Annotated in this window: 13 protein-coding genes; 12 read left to right on the top strand and 1 reads right to left on the bottom strand. The window is 40.6% G+C overall.

The window, feature by feature from the left end; translation table 11 throughout:
• Window positions 1-320: 320 nt before the first annotated feature.
• Window positions 321-1,613: a replication-associated recombination protein A gene (locus tag V179_RS0113335; RefSeq protein WP_028391915.1), complete on the bottom strand. Its 1,293-nt coding sequence runs from the start codon at window positions 1,611-1,613 to the stop codon at window positions 321-323.
• A gap of 326 nt (window positions 1,614-1,939) precedes the next feature.
• Here V179_RS0113335 and cymR point away from each other — a divergent pair, with 326 nt between their 5' ends.
• From cymR to mltG, 12 genes are all read left to right on the top strand, one after another.
• Window positions 1,940-2,365 carry a cysteine metabolism transcriptional regulator CymR gene (cymR, locus tag V179_RS0113330; RefSeq protein ID WP_028391914.1) on the top strand — a complete coding sequence of 142 codons (426 nt, stop codon included), beginning with the start codon at window positions 1,940-1,942 and terminating at the stop codon, window positions 2,363-2,365.
• A 617-nt stretch (window positions 2,366-2,982) separates the two neighbouring features.
• Window positions 2,983-4,125, top strand: a complete 1,143-nt coding sequence (locus V179_RS0113325) for a cysteine desulfurase family protein (protein WP_028391913.1) — start codon at window positions 2,983-2,985, stop codon at window positions 4,123-4,125.
• 25 nt (window positions 4,126-4,150) lie between these two features.
• Entirely contained in the window at window positions 4,151-5,266 is a 1,116-nt protein-coding gene (gene mnmA / locus V179_RS0113320) for a tRNA 2-thiouridine(34) synthase MnmA (RefSeq protein ID WP_028391912.1), read from the top strand.
• 349 nt (window positions 5,267-5,615) lie between these two features.
• Complete coding sequence (locus V179_RS0113315; protein ID WP_028391911.1) at window positions 5,616-6,278, top strand: tetratricopeptide repeat protein; 663 nt, start codon at window positions 5,616-5,618, stop codon at window positions 6,276-6,278.
• Window positions 6,279-6,303: 25 nt separating this feature from the next.
• Window positions 6,304-8,700 carry an SF1B family DNA helicase RecD2 gene (gene recD2, locus V179_RS0113310; RefSeq protein WP_028391910.1) on the top strand — a complete coding sequence of 799 codons (2,397 nt, stop codon included), beginning with the start codon at window positions 6,304-6,306 and terminating at the stop codon, window positions 8,698-8,700.
• 177 nt (window positions 8,701-8,877) lie between these two features.
• Window positions 8,878-9,066, top strand: coding sequence for a hypothetical protein (locus V179_RS0113305; RefSeq protein WP_028391909.1), 189 nt, complete (start codon window positions 8,878-8,880; stop codon window positions 9,064-9,066).
• Window positions 9,067-9,535: 469 nt separating this feature from the next.
• Window positions 9,536-10,606, top strand: coding sequence for an AI-2E family transporter (locus V179_RS0113300; RefSeq protein ID WP_028391908.1), 1,071 nt, complete (start codon window positions 9,536-9,538; stop codon window positions 10,604-10,606).
• Between the two features lie 387 nt (window positions 10,607-10,993).
• Entirely contained in the window at window positions 10,994-13,633 is a 2,640-nt protein-coding gene (gene alaS / locus V179_RS0113295; protein ID WP_028391907.1) for an alanine--tRNA ligase, read from the top strand.
• Between the two features lie 75 nt (window positions 13,634-13,708).
• Window positions 13,709-13,978, top strand: coding sequence for an IreB family regulatory phosphoprotein (locus V179_RS0113290; RefSeq protein WP_028391906.1), 270 nt, complete (start codon window positions 13,709-13,711; stop codon window positions 13,976-13,978).
• Window positions 13,978-14,397 carry a Holliday junction resolvase RuvX gene (gene ruvX, locus V179_RS0113285; RefSeq protein WP_028391905.1) on the top strand — a complete coding sequence of 140 codons (420 nt, stop codon included), beginning with the start codon at window positions 13,978-13,980 and terminating at the stop codon, window positions 14,395-14,397. Before V179_RS0113290 ends, ruvX begins: the two co-directional genes overlap by 1 nt.
• An 18-nt stretch (window positions 14,398-14,415) precedes the next feature.
• Window positions 14,416-14,706: a DUF1292 domain-containing protein gene (locus V179_RS0113280; RefSeq protein ID WP_028391904.1), complete on the top strand. Its 291-nt coding sequence runs from the start codon at window positions 14,416-14,418 to the stop codon at window positions 14,704-14,706.
• 644 nt (window positions 14,707-15,350) lie between these two features.
• Window positions 15,351-16,484, top strand: a complete 1,134-nt coding sequence (mltG, locus tag V179_RS0113275; protein ID WP_028391903.1) for an endolytic transglycosylase MltG — start codon at window positions 15,351-15,353, stop codon at window positions 16,482-16,484.
• Window positions 16,485-16,745: the final 261 nt, after the last annotated feature.

The raw sequence follows: 16,745 nt of genomic DNA, 5'->3' as shown, positions 1-16,745 counted from the left end.
AAATCTTTCTGGCGGTAAGAGATTGGTGTATGGAGTCGGCGTCTTAGTTTCAAGATTCATCTCTTGTCCTGTTTAGCTGTGCTCCGGCACGCAAACCTCCAATCCGGCACGCAAAAGCTTCAGGCTGGCACGTAATGAAACCAATCCGGCACGCAAATTTGCTTTCCGGCTCGATAAGTCTGAGATTCCGTTTATTTATTCCGTTAAGCAAGATGAAGTTTCGGGGGAAAGCGTAATAAATGGGTTAGATCATGTGAAATGGGCTCTGTCACTCTAATTCTATTTATTCTAGGTGCATAATGTTAAAAAACACCAAGCCTTTATTTCCGTGTAGGACTAGGCTTGGAGTTTTTTTCAATTTTATCATAGACAGCTGCAAGAGCTTGTTCGAATTTGCCGCTCGTTTTAGGCTGATAATATTTTTTGTTAGCGAGTTTATTCGGCAAATATTGCTGTTTTACCCATCCGCTTTCATAATTATGTGGATAGAGGTATTCAACGCCGCGTCCGAGTTCCTTAGCCCCTTTGTAATGGGCGTCCTTCACATGGTCAGGTATATCACCAGTGCTTCCGGCACGAATATCAGCCAGCGCTGCGTCAATCGCTGTCATGGCTGTGTTTGATTTAGGTGATAAGCAAAGCTCGATGACAGAATTAGCTAGCGGAATGCGGGCTTCAGGAAAGCCGAGGCGTTCGGCAGCTTCAACTGCTGCTAATGCACGTGGTCCAGCTTGCGGATTAGCGAGACCGACATCTTCATAGGCAATGACGACAAGTCTGCGGGCAATGCTTACTAAATCACCTGCTTCAATTAAACGACCTAAATAATGAAGGGCGGCATTCACGTCACTACCACGAATAGATTTTTGAAAGGCTGAAATTACGTCATAATGAGCATCGCCATCTTTGTCGTGGGAAAAGTGTTTTTTTTGGATACATTCCTCTGCGATTTCCACTGTGATTGTAATCGTCCCATCCATGTCAGGCTCTGTTGAGATGACCGCTAGCTCCAAGGCGTTCAATGCGCTTCTTACGTCGCCATTTGAGGCGGTTGCCAAATGAAGGAGTGCTTCCTCACTTACATCTGTCGTAAATTTCCCAAGTCCTCGCTCATCGTCCTCGATCGCACGTTTCAATGCCGTAACAATATCAGCGGGTTCAAGTGCTTTTAGTTCGAAGATTTGACAACGACTCCGAATGGCTGGGTTGATTGCATGATACGGGTTACTTGTTGTCGCTCCAATTAACGTGATCATGCCATTTTCAAGATACGGTAACAGGAAATCTTGTTTCGCTTTGTCGAGTCGATGCACTTCATCTAATAGAAGAATGACTTTCCCTGACATTTTTGCTTCGGCAGCGACAATTTCCATATCTTTTTTATTATTTGTTACCGCGTTCAACGTACGAAAGGCGAATTGGGTACTGCCAGCAATCGCACTAGCAATCGATGTTTTTCCAACCCCGGGCGGGCCGTATAAGATCATCGAAGAAAGCTGTTTTGCTTTGACCATTCGATTGATAATTTTTCCTTCATTTACGAGATGCTCCTGCCCCATCACTTCCTCGATAGAACGGGGGCGCATCCTAAATGCAAGTGGTTTTATGGACATCGTCATCGCTCCTATAGCTATTGTGTAAGATAAAGGTATCATATTTTTCATGAAAAAGAACGTAAATAGGCTATTTGAGGTTGTTCAAAAAGTTAGGTCCTTAACGTTAGTGCATATGCGAAAGGTTAATGAAGATCGCTGTTAAGAACTTCTCGGCTCTTTTATCCTCCTTTTTAAACGTGCACTATTATGCATTTCACTTAGGATTATGCTATAATTTTTAAAGCGTAAAAAAGAATTTCCATCAGTTAGCAATATTAAAACAGTTAAATCGGAATTAATTCGATACGATATAGTTTGAAGGAAAACATGAAGGTGGGTAAACGATGAGAATCTCGACAAAAGGCCGCTATGGCTTAACCATTATGATTGAATTGGCAAAGCAGTATGGCGAGGGGAAGAGCCCGACATCGCTTAAGTCGATTGCACAGACGCATAATTTATCAGAGCATTATTTAGAACAACTGATCGCCCCGCTTAGAAATGCTGGCTTAGTGCGCAGTATTCGTGGAGCATATGGCGGGTATATTCTAACGAAAGAACCGAAAGAAATTACGTCTGGTGACATCATCCGCGTATTGGAAGGTCCGATTACCCCTGTTGAAGGTATTGAGGACGAAGAGCCAATTAAACGCCAACTATGGGTTCGGATTCGTGATGCAGTAAAGGATGTCCTAGATAGTACGACACTTGAGGATCTAGCGAATTATAAAGATGATAGTGAACATGATTCGTATATGTTTTATATTTAATCCTATCAAGTGAAACTTCAATCAGTGACGGGCTTCTCCCCCGCTGATTGTTAGTCCCGTTCTACTGTCGTTAAGATCTTCGCTCTAGCTTCGATCAATCGACAGTACGAACCCGATTGGGCTTTAATGGGCAGTTGTCCCCCACCTAGATTTACCCATTTATACCTGAATCCTTGAGGTCGGAGTCTTACTGATCGTTAATGCGGGATTAAACGGTGAAGAATAAACAAGGGTCTAACTCCTTAGATTATACTACCTAGAAGGTGTTTAAGCACAATCTTCTAAAATTGTAGTTGTGGAGTTTGACGCCTTTTTTCTTTTTTTGTATGAAGGACATAGGAACTTAGGCTTTCTTGACTTACAAATATAGCCAATCGATTTATCAGGTATACTGATTTATCGAGACAGCATCCAAAATTCTAGCTCCGCACAACCACCATTGAGATTAGGTGTGTGTAGCGTGCTACAGGATGGATCCTTCATAGTAAATGGTGGCGTTTTAACGCCATATTAGTTTTGCTTATAACTAAATAAAATTATAGAATATGCCCATGTGTGAAAATTTTAGAATAAATCGCCCAGCAAATTTATTCTGTTAATATAACGGAGGAACTAACGTGAAGAATGTGTATTTAGATCATGCAGCTACGTCACCGATGCATCCGCGTGTGATTGATCGGATGTTAGCTGTCATGAAGGATGAGTACGGGAACCCATCAAGTATTCACTCGTACGGCCGCGCGTCACGACAAGTGTTGGATGAATCCCGTGCAATAATGGCCCGGAGTATAGGTGCGTTGCCGAATGAAATCATTTTTACAAGTGGTGGTACGGAAAGTGATAACACGGCGTTAATTGGAATTGCGAACGCGTATCAAAATCAAGGCAAGCATATTATTACGACAGAAATTGAACATCATGCAGTCTTGCATACATGCCATTTTTTAGAGAAATCTGGTTTTGATGTAACCTATTTACCTGTTAATGAAGAAGGGCTTGTTTCTGTTGATGATGTGCGATCTGCACTTCGTGATGATACAATCCTCGTTTCCGTCATGTTTGGTAATAATGAGGTCGGGACGATACAACCGATTCAGCAAATCGGTGAACTCCTTCAACACCATCAAGCATTTTTCCATACAGATGCAGTACAAGTGTACGGTTTGGTAAAAATCGATGTGAATGAACTTCATGTTGATTTACTTTCTGTTAGCGCTCATAAAATTAATGGTCCTAAAGGTATCGGTTTTCTCTACATCCGAGACGGCATTAAGCATCAGCCGTATTTGTACGGTGGCGAGCAAGAGCGGAAGCGTCGTGCTGGAACGGAAAGTGTCCCAGCGATTGCCGGTTTTGCGGAAGCTGTTCAAATTACTCAAAGCACATTGGTGGAGAAAAGTGAGTTGTATGCAAGTTATAAAAAAGTGATTTTAGATATTTTTAACGATTCTGGTGTGGACTATATCGTGAATGGGTCTCGTGAATCATCATTGCCACATGTGTTAAATATTAGTTTTCCTGGAACAAATGTGGAGTCCATGCTTGTGAATTTGGATTTGGCAGGAATTGCCGTTTCAAGTGGATCTGCTTGTACTGCAGGGTCCATCGATCCTTCTCATGTCCTCGTTTCCATGTTTGGCAAAGGTTCTGAACGGACGAAGAACTCGATTCGCTTTAGTTTTGGCTTAAACAATTCTGAGCAAGATGTGAGACAAGCGGCACAGGAAACGGTTAAGATAATCAACAGATTGTTAAAATAAAGGATTAAGTAAGAGGTGAAACATAATGAATAAAGCACCTAAAGACACGCGTGTCGTAGTCGGTATGTCGGGTGGCGTTGATTCATCTGTTGCTGCCCTACTATTGAAAAGGCAAGGCTATGATGTAGTCGGGATTTTCATGAAGAACTGGGATGATACAGATGAAAATGGCGTTTGTACCGCAACAGATGATTATAATGATGTAATTGCAGTATGTAATCAAATTGGCATTCCTTATTATGCTGTAAACTTTGAAAAGCAATATTGGGACAAAGTGTTTACGTACTTTTTAGATGAATATCGAGCAGGTCGGACACCGAATCCGGACGTTATGTGTAACAAGGAAATTAAGTTCAAAGCATTTCTTGAACATGCAGTCAGCCTAGGTGCCGATTATTTAGCAACCGGTCATTATGCACAGGTTGCTTACCGTGACGGCGAATACAAAATGCTTCGCGGAATAGATGAGAATAAAGATCAAACATATTTCTTGAACCAGTTAACGCAAAGTCAGTTGGAAAAGGTCATGTTCCCACTCGGTCACATTGATAAAAAAGAAGTACGGGAAATTGCCAAAGAAGCTGGACTTGCTACAGCGACGAAGAAGGATTCAACTGGAATTTGTTTTATTGGTGAGCGTAATTTCAAAGACTTCTTAAGCAACTATTTACCAGCACAGCCTGGTAATATGGAAACGTTAGATGGAAAAGTGATGGGCAAGCATGAAGGTCTCATGTATCATACAATTGGTCAACGCCACGGACTTGGCATTGGCGGTAGTGGTGAGCCTTGGTTTGCGGTTGGAAAAGATTTGAAACGAAATATTTTGTACGTCGAACAAGGCTTCGAAAATGATGTACTATATTCGGACTCACTTAAAGCGGTCAATATGAGCTGGGTTGCAGAACATGCACCTGCTGCCGAATTTAGCTGTACAGCTAAATTCCGTTACCGTCAAACCGACAGTAAAGTGAATGTGAAAGTGCTTGAAAATGGCGATGTTGAAGTCATCTTTGCTGAGCCAGTCCGCGCGATCACACCTGGACAAGCTGTTGTTTTTTATGATGGCGAAGTGTGCCTTGGTGGCGGTACAATTGATGAAGTGTTTAAAAATAATAAAAAACTGACTTATGTCGGATAATGATAATCCCTAGCCGTAATTTGGCTGGGGATTTTTTCCGGTTTCAGCGATCTGCAAGAACTATGCAGGTCGATGAATTAGTTTTTTAGTCTAGGGAAGACAAACTTGGCTCCGGCAAGCAAATCGTAAATCCCGCTCGCAAAATTGATTTCCGGCGCGCAAATCACAAATCCGATTCGAAAAATGCAGGATTAAACGAATAAAGCAATCCTGCGCACAACTAATGATGAGCCAATGTCTTTATGGTATACTTCTAAAGAATGAAACTTAAATGGTTGTCCCAAATGTAAAGGGTTAGACTCTTTTGGACAATCTCTTTTTTCTATAGATTAAATGGAGAGTGAACAAGGTGGATAAAAACCAACAAGGAATCCAATATATGCAAGAAGGTAAATATGAAGAAGCGGTGAAGATTTTTTCTGAGGCGATTGAGGAAAACCCGAATGAGCCTGTAGCATACATAAATTTTGGCAATGTTTTAACAGCGGTTGGCGAAACAGCGAAAGCAGAGAATTTTTATAAAAAAGCACTTGAACTGGATGAAGAAGCTGGAGCTGCTTATTATTCGCTAGGAAATCTGTATTTTGAAATGGACAAGTTAATCGAAGCAAAGGATATGTTTGAAAAGGCGCTTCGTACCGGGCTGGAAACAAGTGATGCGTATTTTATGCTAGGCATGACGTTGATGCAGCTTGAACAAGGGAAGCTTGCAATGCCGTACTTACAGCGTGCCGTTGAATTGAATCCCGATGATGTCGATGCACGTTTTCAATATGCGCTTTGCCTGGCTAATGCGGAATTGTACGATGAGCTGATAAAAGAATTAACCATTGTGATTGAACAGAATCCAGAGCATGCTGATGCCTACTATAATCTTGGCGTTGCATTTGGTGGCTATAAAGAAGATGCTGCCAAGGCAATGGAATATTTCGAGAAAGCATTGGAAGTGCAGCCTGACCATATGCTAGCAGCTCATGGAAAAAAACTGATGGAAACGCTGAACGAAGAATAACATCGTTTTGGGAAGGGGGAACCGTATGAGCCAGCAGGATGCGTTGGATCTTTTTTCAGAAGAAAAGAAATTTATGAAAGGTCGGCATTTAGTGACAATTTTTCATAACGAGTCAAATTTGTATTCTGTCGTGCGGATTCGCCTCGATGAAACGAATTTGGATTACGATGAAAATGAAGCTGTTGTAACAGGGTATTTCCCACGAATTCATGAGCAGGAAACGTATGTTTTTTATGGCACGATGAAAGATCATCCACGGTTTGGCATGCAGTTTCATGTCGAGCATTTCAGAAAAGATATGCCACAGTCGAAAGAAGGAATCGTCGCTTATTTATCTAGTGATTTATTTAAAGGGATTGGGAAAAGAACAGCGGAAAGCATAGTCGATTCACTTGGTGAGAATGCCATTTCGAAAATACTTGCTAACCCGTCCCTCTTGGATACCGTTCCGAAATTATCTTCTGAAAAAGCGAAAAGCTTCTACGATACCTTGATTGAACATCAAGGGTTGGAACAAGTCATGATTGGTTTGAATCAATATGGATTTGGACCACAACTTTCGATGAAAATTTATCAAACGTACCAACATGATACGCTATCGATTTTACAAAAAAATCCTTATCAGCTTGTCGAGGATATTGAAGGAATCGGTTTCGGACGAGCAGATGAACTTGGGTTTCAGCTCGGGATTTCAGGGGGGCATCCTGATCGAATTAAAGCAGCTTGCTTGTATACGCTAGATGCCCAGTGTCTTCAAGATGGTCATGTGTATATGGAGGCTGAAGAGTTACTAGAAGCAGTTAAGCTTATGCTTGAAGAAAATAAACGGGATGAAATTGAGTTTACTGCCATTTCCGCGGAAATTGTAAAGCTTGAAGAAGAAGGGAAAATCAAAGTCGAAGAGCGTCGGATTTATCCTCCATCTTTATATTTCTCAGAAAAAGGAATTGTTACGAATATAAAGCGAATTTTATCGCAAACCGAGTATGAAGACCAATTTCCTGAATCTGAATTTTTACTTGCGCTTGGGGAATTAGAGGAGCGGATTGGCGTCGATTATGCCCCTGCTCAGAAGGAAGCGATTCAGACGGCGCTTCAGTCTCCGATGTTGATTTTGACAGGTGGACCAGGAACGGGGAAAACGACGGTTATTAAAGGAATTGTTGAGCTTTATGCAGAGCTTCATGGTGTGTCTATGGATATTAACGACTATAAAAAAGAAACCGAACCGTTTCCGTTTGTCTTGGCAGCACCGACTGGGCGAGCGGCAAAGCGTATGGCAGAATCCACCGGTCTGCCGGCAGTAACCATACACCGACTTCTCGGTTGGAATGGCAGTGAAGGATTTTCTCATGATGAAGAGAACCCGATCGAAGGGCGAATTGTGATCATTGATGAAATGTCTATGGTAGATACATGGCTTGCCCATCAGCTGTTAAAGGCATTGCCTGAACATATACAGCTTATTCTCGTTGGTGATGAAGACCAACTCCCATCGGTTGGTCCAGGTCAAGTGTTAAAGGATTTACTGGCATCACAGTCGGTCCCAATGGTTGGTCTTGAGCAAATATACCGCCAGGCAGATGGTTCTTCGATTATTGAACTTGCCCATGAAATTAAACGGGGAAAATTGCCGGAGAGTTTCAGTAGGCAGCAAAGCGACCGTTCCTTCATTCGCTGTGGCACGGGTCAAATCGCCCAAGTTGTTGAAAAAGTCGTAGCGAATGCTCGTAAAAAAGGCTTCACATCAAGAGATATTCAAGTGCTTGCCCCGATGTACCGCGGGCCGGCTGGGATTGATAATCTAAACAAAATGCTTCAAGAAGTGTTCAATGGCAATGCTGATGCGAAAAAACGGGAGTTGAAATTTGGCGATGTCGCTTACCGAAGTGGTGACAAAGTATTGCAACTTGTCAATCAACCTGAAGAAGGCGTCTATAACGGTGATATGGGCGAAATTGTCTCAGTCCTTTTTGCTAAGGAAAATACGGATAATGTTGATAAGTTAGTCATTTCTTTTGATGGAATAGAAGTAGTCTATACGCGGCAAGATTTGAATCAAATTACCCATGCTTATTGCTGCTCGATCCATAAATCACAAGGAAGCGAATTTCCAATCGTGATATTACCGGTTGTTAAAAGCTATTACCGAATGCTGCGGCGAAATCTATTATACACGGCGATTACTAGAAGTAAAAATTTCTTAATTTTGTGCGGGGAAGAAGACGCCTTTCGTCAAGGAATTGAACGAAATAATGAAATGAAGCGTAAAACGACCTTGATGCAAAAACTACAAGCATCTGAAACGGAAGATTCTGAAATAGAAATGGAGACTGGAGTGGCTGCCGAGCCTTTCGAAATCCTCATGAACGTCGACCCAATGATCGGCATGGAACACGTTACACCTTATGATTTTATGTAACCAAACATGGAAAACCTTTCAGCTCATCTTTGTATGTCTTAAGACAAATACTAAAGATGTTCGGAAAGGTTTTCTTTGTTCAAGGGTATATTTTATGGAAAAAATGGGCATAATCGTAGCGAATGAAATGTTGAAATATCATTTCGGTCTATGAAGAGGTAGGTGTCCATTTTGGAAATTAAATGCCCGAATTGTAACAGTAAAGATGTAGGTAAAATCGGTGTAAATCAGTTCTATTGTTGGAATTGTTTCATTGAAATGAGTGTAATGAAAGGGATCATTAATACCCATCAAGTCGAGGAGGACGGAAGTTTAAGTTCGTTAGACGACTTGTTTGAAGAAGATGATCGCCGTTTGAGTATGTAAACTAAAGAATTGAGGTGCAACAATGAGGAGACGTTCTAGAAACTTCCTTGGTAATAGTACCGGTATGATGAAAAAATACACGAAAAAGATGCGAAAGAAATTAAAATCGATGCTTTAATAGGAAGCACCGTGGATAAAACACACAGTTTTTTTGAAACTGTGTGTTTTTTTATGTGAATTAGAAGTAAATGGCCAATAGTGGGGATAGAATTGTTACAAATGGTCCTAAAGTTCGAAGTCTTCACGTACAAGGTAAAATCACTCATCTTATTGTCAAGGGGGGATATTTTCAAATGGATCTGGATCGAACGCGGTTTACATTGAAAAAAAGTAGCGTTCCATTAAACGGTATAGAAATATATGAATCATTTAAATAACCGCTTAGTACGTACACGTTAAACCGAAAAAAAATCCCCCATACATATTTCCTGCTCACCTCACGAAAACTACTAATTGTGAGGTGAGGTGTATGGACATTAGAATGAAGTGGTTTTATCGACTAGGATTTTTGTTGCTATTATTTATTGTTTTATATATTTTTATGAAGCTAAAGCCAATGTGGGCACCGATTATAAGTGTTTTGATAAAGGTGCTTATTCCCTTTTTAATTGCTGCGTTTATTAGTTATCTGTTGCATCCGGTTGTAGAGCTTTTGCATAAAAAGGGGATGAAGCGAGGGCTTTCCGTTGTCATTATCTATTTATTGTTCTTTGGTGGGATTGGTTTTGCTGTCTACAAAGGGATACCAATTATGACTGAACAAATCCGGGAGCTGACTGAAAATGCGCCGGCAGCTGCAGAGCAATATCGAAATTGGACAGACTGGATTGGCCGTAAGACAGAGAATTGGCCGTTTGGTATTCATGAGCGTTTAGATGCTACAATTCTAAAGATCGAAGGCAGGCTAGAGTCGTTGATGGATACGATCATGAATTATATGATGAAGCTGTTTGATTTTTTCTTGTTGATTGCGCTAATCCCTTTTATTGCCTTTTATATTGTGAAAGATTATGATGCATTGAAAAAAATGACGCGATATCTAACACCGCGAAAATGGCGCAGTCAAGGGATTGCATTTTTAAAAGATGTCGATGTTTCTTTAGGAGGCTATATTCGTGGCCAAATTATTGTCTGTGCTGCAATTGGAGGGATCTCTTCACTGCTGTTTTGGATTGTCGGGATGAAATATCCATTGCTATTAGGTGCGCTTATTGGGATTACTAATATTATCCCGTACTTTGGTCCGGTTTTTGGTGCGATTCCGGCGGCATTGATTGCGGCTGCCATATCTGTGAAAATGATTATTATCGTCGTTGTGATTGTCTTGGTGCTACAATTTTTAGAGGGCAATATTCTTTCACCGCTTATTATCGGAAAAAGCTTGCATATGCACCCAATCTTTATTATGTTTGCACTATTGGTTGGTGGAGAAGTCGGAGGTGTGATTGGGTTAATTATTGCTGTTCCCATTCTCGCAGTCGTGAAAGTGTCGTTCATTCATGCACGGAGTCACTTTAAAAATATCCCATCAACGGATTAAAAATGGCGGTGTCCATTGACAAATGAAATTCTTGTGAATATAATCCATTACATATGCTTTATTTTTACACAAGAACTCGTTGAAGGAACAAGTACACTGTAGCTCTTCTTACAGAGAGGCAGTCCCCATGGCTGGAAGGGACGTCAGAATAAAGAACAGTGGAAAGCTAGTCCGGAGTGCAGTTAATTCCTGCCGTCTGCCGCGTTAAGGCATTGATTGAGGTGATGAGTGGCAAATATTGCACTCATAATCAGGGTGGTACCGCGAGCAAACTCTCGTCCCTGTCAGGGATTAGGGTTTTTTTGTGTTTAAAAATTGGGAGAATAAGGTGTTTTTATAGTACAAAGTACTACTAAGATACTTTTGAAAAATAAGGAGGAAATAGCTATGAAGAACTTAACTGGAGCACAAATCCGTCAATTGTATTTAGATTTCTTTAAAGAAAAAGGCCATTCGGTTGAACCAAGTGCATCCCTTGTGCCGCATGAAGATCCAACATTGCTTTGGATTAATTCAGGTGTAGCTACTTTGAAAAAGTATTTTGATGGTCGTGTGATTCCAGAAAATCCACGGATTACAAATGCACAAAAAGCAATTCGGACGAATGATATTGAAAACGTAGGAAAAACTGCACGTCACCATACTTTTTTTGAAATGCTCGGGAACTTCTCTATCGGTGAATATTTCAAAGAAGAAGCGATTACATGGGCATGGGAATTCTTGACCGATGAGAAATGGATTGGTTTTGATCCAGAAAAATTAGCCGTGACGATCCATCCTGAAGATGAAGAGGCGTTTGAACTTTGGAATAAAAAAATCGGCATTCCAGCTGACCGAATTATCCGTCTTAAAGAAAATTTCTGGGATATCGGCGAAGGTCCAAGTGGCCCGAATACAGAGATTTTCTATGACCGTGGACCTGAATATGGAGACGATCCGAATGATCCTGAACTTTATCCGGGTGGAGAAAACGAACGCCATCTTGAAGTATGGAACTTAGTGTTCTCTCAATTTAATCATAATCCAGATGGAAGTTACACACCGCTTCCAAAGAAAAATATTGATACCGGTATGGGCCTTGAACGTATGGCTTCAGTTGTACAAGACGTTCCAACGAATTATGATACAGATTTGTTTATGCCGATTATCCGTGCTGTTGAAGAAATTTCTGATGTGAAATACCGTACAGATGTAGAAAAAGATGTTGCATTCAAAGTCATTGCCGACCATATTCGTACTGTAGCATTTGCTGTTGGTGATGGAGCGCTTCCTTCGAACGAGGGACGTGGATATGTATTACGCCGCTTACTGCGCCGTGCTGTACGTTATGCGAAACAAATTAATATTAACCGTCCATTCATGTTTGAACTAGTGCCAGTCGTCGGTGAAATTATGTATGATTTTTATCCGGAAGTGAAAGATAAAGCGGAATTCATTGCGAAAGTCGTGAAAAATGAAGAAGAACGTTTCCATGAGACATTGCATGATGGCTTATCTATTCTTGCTGATGTGATTGAGAAAGCGAAGAATTCTGGCAGCACAGTCATCCCAGGTGCTGACGTATTCCGTCTTTATGATACATATGGATTCCCAGTTGAATTAACAGAAGAATATGCAGAGGAACAAGGAATGACGGTCGATCAAGCTGGCTTTGATACAGAAATGGAAGCTCAACGCGAACGTGCGCGCTCTGCACGCCAAGATGTCGATTCCATGCAAATCCAAGGTGGAGCACTTGGCGACATTAAAGCAGAGAGCAAATTTGTCGGTTATGATGAGCTAGAAACTGAAGGTCGTGTGCTTGCGATTGTTAAAGAAGGTAACCTCATCACTGAAGCGCATGAAGGTGAAGAAGTTCAAGTCATCTTAAGTCAAACGAGTTTCTATGCGGAAAGCGGCGGACAAATTGCTGATAAAGGGATTATCGTTAACGAAGACGTAAAATTGAATGTGTTAGACGTTCAAAAAGCACCGAATGGTCAAAATCTACACAGAGTGACGGTAGAAGCTGGAATGTTAACACAAGATGCAAGTGTGGTTACCGTCGTAGATGCCGATAATCGCAGCCAAATTATTAAAAATCACACTGCGACTCACTTATTGCATCAAGCGCTAAAAGATGTACTAGGAACTCATGTAAACCAAGCAGGGTCACTAGTAGAACCGGACCGTCTTCGTTTTGACTTCTCTCATTTTGGGCAAATCACAGCGGAAGAGCTAGAACAAATAGAGGCAATTGTAAATGAAAAGATTTGGAAAAGCATCGCTGTAAACATTGAATACAAAAACATCGATGAAGCAAAAGAGATGGGTGCAATGGCATTGTTCGGCGAGAAATACGGAAAAATTGTTCGTGTCGTACAAGTTGGCGATTACAGCTTAGAGCTTTGCGGAGGATGCCATGTACCAAACACAGCTGTTATCGGCTTGTTTAAAATCATTTCTGAAAGTGGAATTGGCGCAGGAACACGTCGTATTGAAGCGGTCACTGGAGCGGGCGCTTATAAACTAATGGCTGATCAAATTGGTGTTTTAAAAGAAGCTGCTGCTAAATTAAAAACGAATTTGAAAGAAGTTCCAGCTCGAATCGAAACTGTTTTAGCAGAAGTAAAAGAGCTGCAACGTGAAAACGAGAGCTTAGCTACTAAACTTGGCAATATTGAAGCAGGAAACCTTGTTTCACAAGTAAAAGAAGTTAATGGCGTTAAAATTCTTACGGCAAATGTTCAAGCGACAGATATGAATAATCTTAGAACAATGGCAGATGAATTGAAACAGAAGCTAGAATCCGTTATTATCGTGTTAGGTTCAGCTCAAGGTGATAAGGTTAACTTGATTGCAGCTGTGACGAAGGATTATATTGATCAAGGCTACCATGCTGGTAAATTGTTAAAAGAAGTAGCAGCAATTTGTGGTGGCGGCGGCGGTGGTCGTCCGGATATGGCACAAGCTGGAGGAAAAAATCCAGCAAAATTGAATGAAGCGCTAAGTTTTGTGGAAGAATGGGTAAAATCCATTTCAATATAAATCTTACTAGTGTACAATGAATGTATCCATGGAAACCCGTTCGGAAATATGGAACGTTGAAGAGGAGTGCAGGACATGAGTTCGTTTGATAAAACCATGAAATTCAACTTTCCGGAAGAGCCCTTTGAGAGAGATGTGCAAGAGGTATTATTCCAAGTCTACGGTGCACTTCAGGAAAAAGGCTATAACCCAATTAACCAAATCGTAGGCTACTTGCTTTCTGGTGATCCAGCCTATATTCCGCGCCATCAGGATGCGAGGAATATCATTCGGAAGCTTGAGCGTGACGAGATTATTGAGGAATTGGTAAAATCATATTTAAAACAACATCGTGAGGGTCGTTAATGCGGACAATGGGGCTCGATTTAGGTTCAAAAACGCTTGGCGTTGCAATTAGCGACGCAATGGGTTGGACCGCACAAGGTATAGAAACAATTAAGATTAATGAAGCCCAAAAGGACTTTGGCTTAAAACGACTTGGACAACTTATTGAAGAGTACGAGGTTTCTGCAATTGTTATCGGATTTCCGAAAAACATGAATGGAACGATAGGACCAAGAGGAGAAGCGAGTCAAGCATTCGCCAAGCGCCTCGAAGATAAGTTCAAGCTGCCAACTCGCCTTTGGGACGAACGGCTTAGTACAATGGCTGCGGAGCGTGTTTTGCTTGAAGCAGATGTGAGCAGAAGTAAACGAAAGCAGGTCATTGACAAAATGGCTGCCGTTATGATTCTTCAAGGCTTTTTAGATAGTCAAACAAATTAATAAAGAGGTGCAAAACTAATGGAACACGGTGAAAACAACATTACAATTGTAGATGAAAACGGAAACGAACAGCTTTGCGAGGTATTATTCACATTTGATTCTGAGCAATTTAACAAATCATATGTCCTTTACTACCCAATCTCAGCTGAAGATGATGAAGATGAAGAAATTGAAATTCATGCTTCTTCTTTCGTACCAAGCGAAGATAATAAAGACGGCGAATTATCCCCTGTTGAAACAGAAGAAGAGTGGGATTTAATCGAAGAAATGCTTTCTACATTCCTTGATGAAGAAGGCGACGAAGACTGATTTAGTTGAACGTTAATACGTAGCTAAAAAGGGTGTCCTAAAAGGGTCCAACCACACATCTCCTATAGATCGTTTATATGACGTGTAATTGACATATAAACGATCTATAGAGATTGAGGTCGGACCCTTTCGTTATGGGACAGCCTTTTTTTCTTTAAGGACATGGGGCTACGCTACGCGACTAACTAATAAGGATAATCTACTATGCAGATGTACTTCCTTTATTAAGGAAGTACGCTAAATCCTGGCTCCGCACCGCCACCATTGTGATTAGGTGAGTGTAGCGTGCTACAGGATAATCCTTCAAGGTAAATGGAGGCGTTTTAACGGCATTCGGTTTTGTATAATGGACTTGGGGACGAGCTTCACGACTTAATAATATAAATCTACTATGTAGATATATTTCCCTTTATTAAGAAAGTACGGGAAATTCCAGTTACGCACCGCGACCATTGTGAATAGGCGAGTATAGCATGCTACAGGATGGACCTCCAGAGAAAATGGTGTCGTACTTGTTTTGTATAATATTTTAAGATAAAATTCTGTATTTATTAGCGAATTTTAGTATAATAAGTCGGAGTATGCGTTTTACAAAGAAAGACGGCAAAACCGTTATAAGCAGTTTGCTTAGAGGGGGAATATAAATGGATCAGAAGGATAAAACAAAAATACAGTATATTCGAGAGAGAATGCTCGAACAGCAAGGTGAAGCGAGAATCGTGCGAAAAATTATTATGATTGTCATGTTGGTGATTGTGGTAGTGGCCGCTTGTGTGGGCATAGGTGGCTATTTGTATGTGCAATCTGCCCTAAAACCTGCTGACCCGGATAATCAAAAAATACAAGAGGTAGAAATTCCAATTGGTTCTTCTGTTGGCAATATATCGACAATTCTTGCAGATCAAGGAATTATTAAAAATGCCAAAATCTTCAAGTATTATATTAAATTTAAAAACGAATCTGGTTTTCAAGCTGGTAGCTATAAGCTCGCGCCTTCTATGACTTTACCAGAAATCATAAAAAGTTTGAAAACGGGGAAAGTTGTAATGGAAGCCCAATTGAAAATAACGATTCCAGAAGGAAAGCAACTTATCCAAATTGCCCATATTATTGCAGAAAAGACCGATAAGGATCCCGAAGACGTGTTCAAACAGTTGAATGATAAAAATTTTATTAATAAATTGCGAGCAAAGTATCCGGATTTGTTAACTGATGAAATTTTTGGAAAAAACATCCTATATCCATTAGAAGGGTATTTATTTCCAGCTACTTACGATTTTTATGAAGAAAAGCCAAGTCTTGAGTTAATTGTCACAGAAATGTTGAAAAAGACAGACGGAGTTCTTGCCGAGTACAAAGATGAAATGAATGAAAAACAATTTAGCAATCATAAACTGTTGACACTTGCCTCTTTAATCGAGGAAGAAGCGACAGCGAAAGTGGATCGTGATATGATTTCTTCTGTTTTCTTTAACAGAATGAAAATTGATATGCCACTGCAGACGGATCCAACTGTCCTTTATGCAAAAGGTCAGCATCAAGACAAAGTCTTTTATAAAGATTTAGAAGTGAATTCCCCTTATAATACGTATAAAAATAAAGGTTTAACGCCTGGACCAATCGCCAATGCGGGGACTACGTCGATTGAAGCTGCTTTGAATCCAGCAACATCCGACTATTTGTATTTCTTGGCAACAAGTACAGGAGAAGTAGTTTTTGCTAAGACTTTGGATCAACATAATCAAAATAAAGCTAAATTTATTACAAATAAAAAATAATATCACATCAAAAGAGGGAGAGATATTCACATTCTCCCTCTTTTTGTGGTAAAATAGTCAAAGTGCAATTTTAGGCAAGACTAATTTTGTTCTAAATCGTATGAGCCTCGGCTAGGTGCCGGGTTTTTCTTGAGTAAAGAAGTATAAGTGATCAAGAGGCGCTTTGTTGTTTAAATCGTTCAATTTCTTAATTAAGTATGGTACTTATGCTTTTCTATAGAGTGAAACTCTTTAATGAATGTAAGTGGTAGCGCATGACGC

Source organism: Bacillus cihuensis (assembly GCF_000504145.1).
Lineage (GTDB): Bacteria > Bacillota > Bacilli > Bacillales > DSM-1321 > Peribacillus > Peribacillus huizhouensis.
This window is presented reverse-complemented; position numbering and strand designations above follow the sequence as displayed.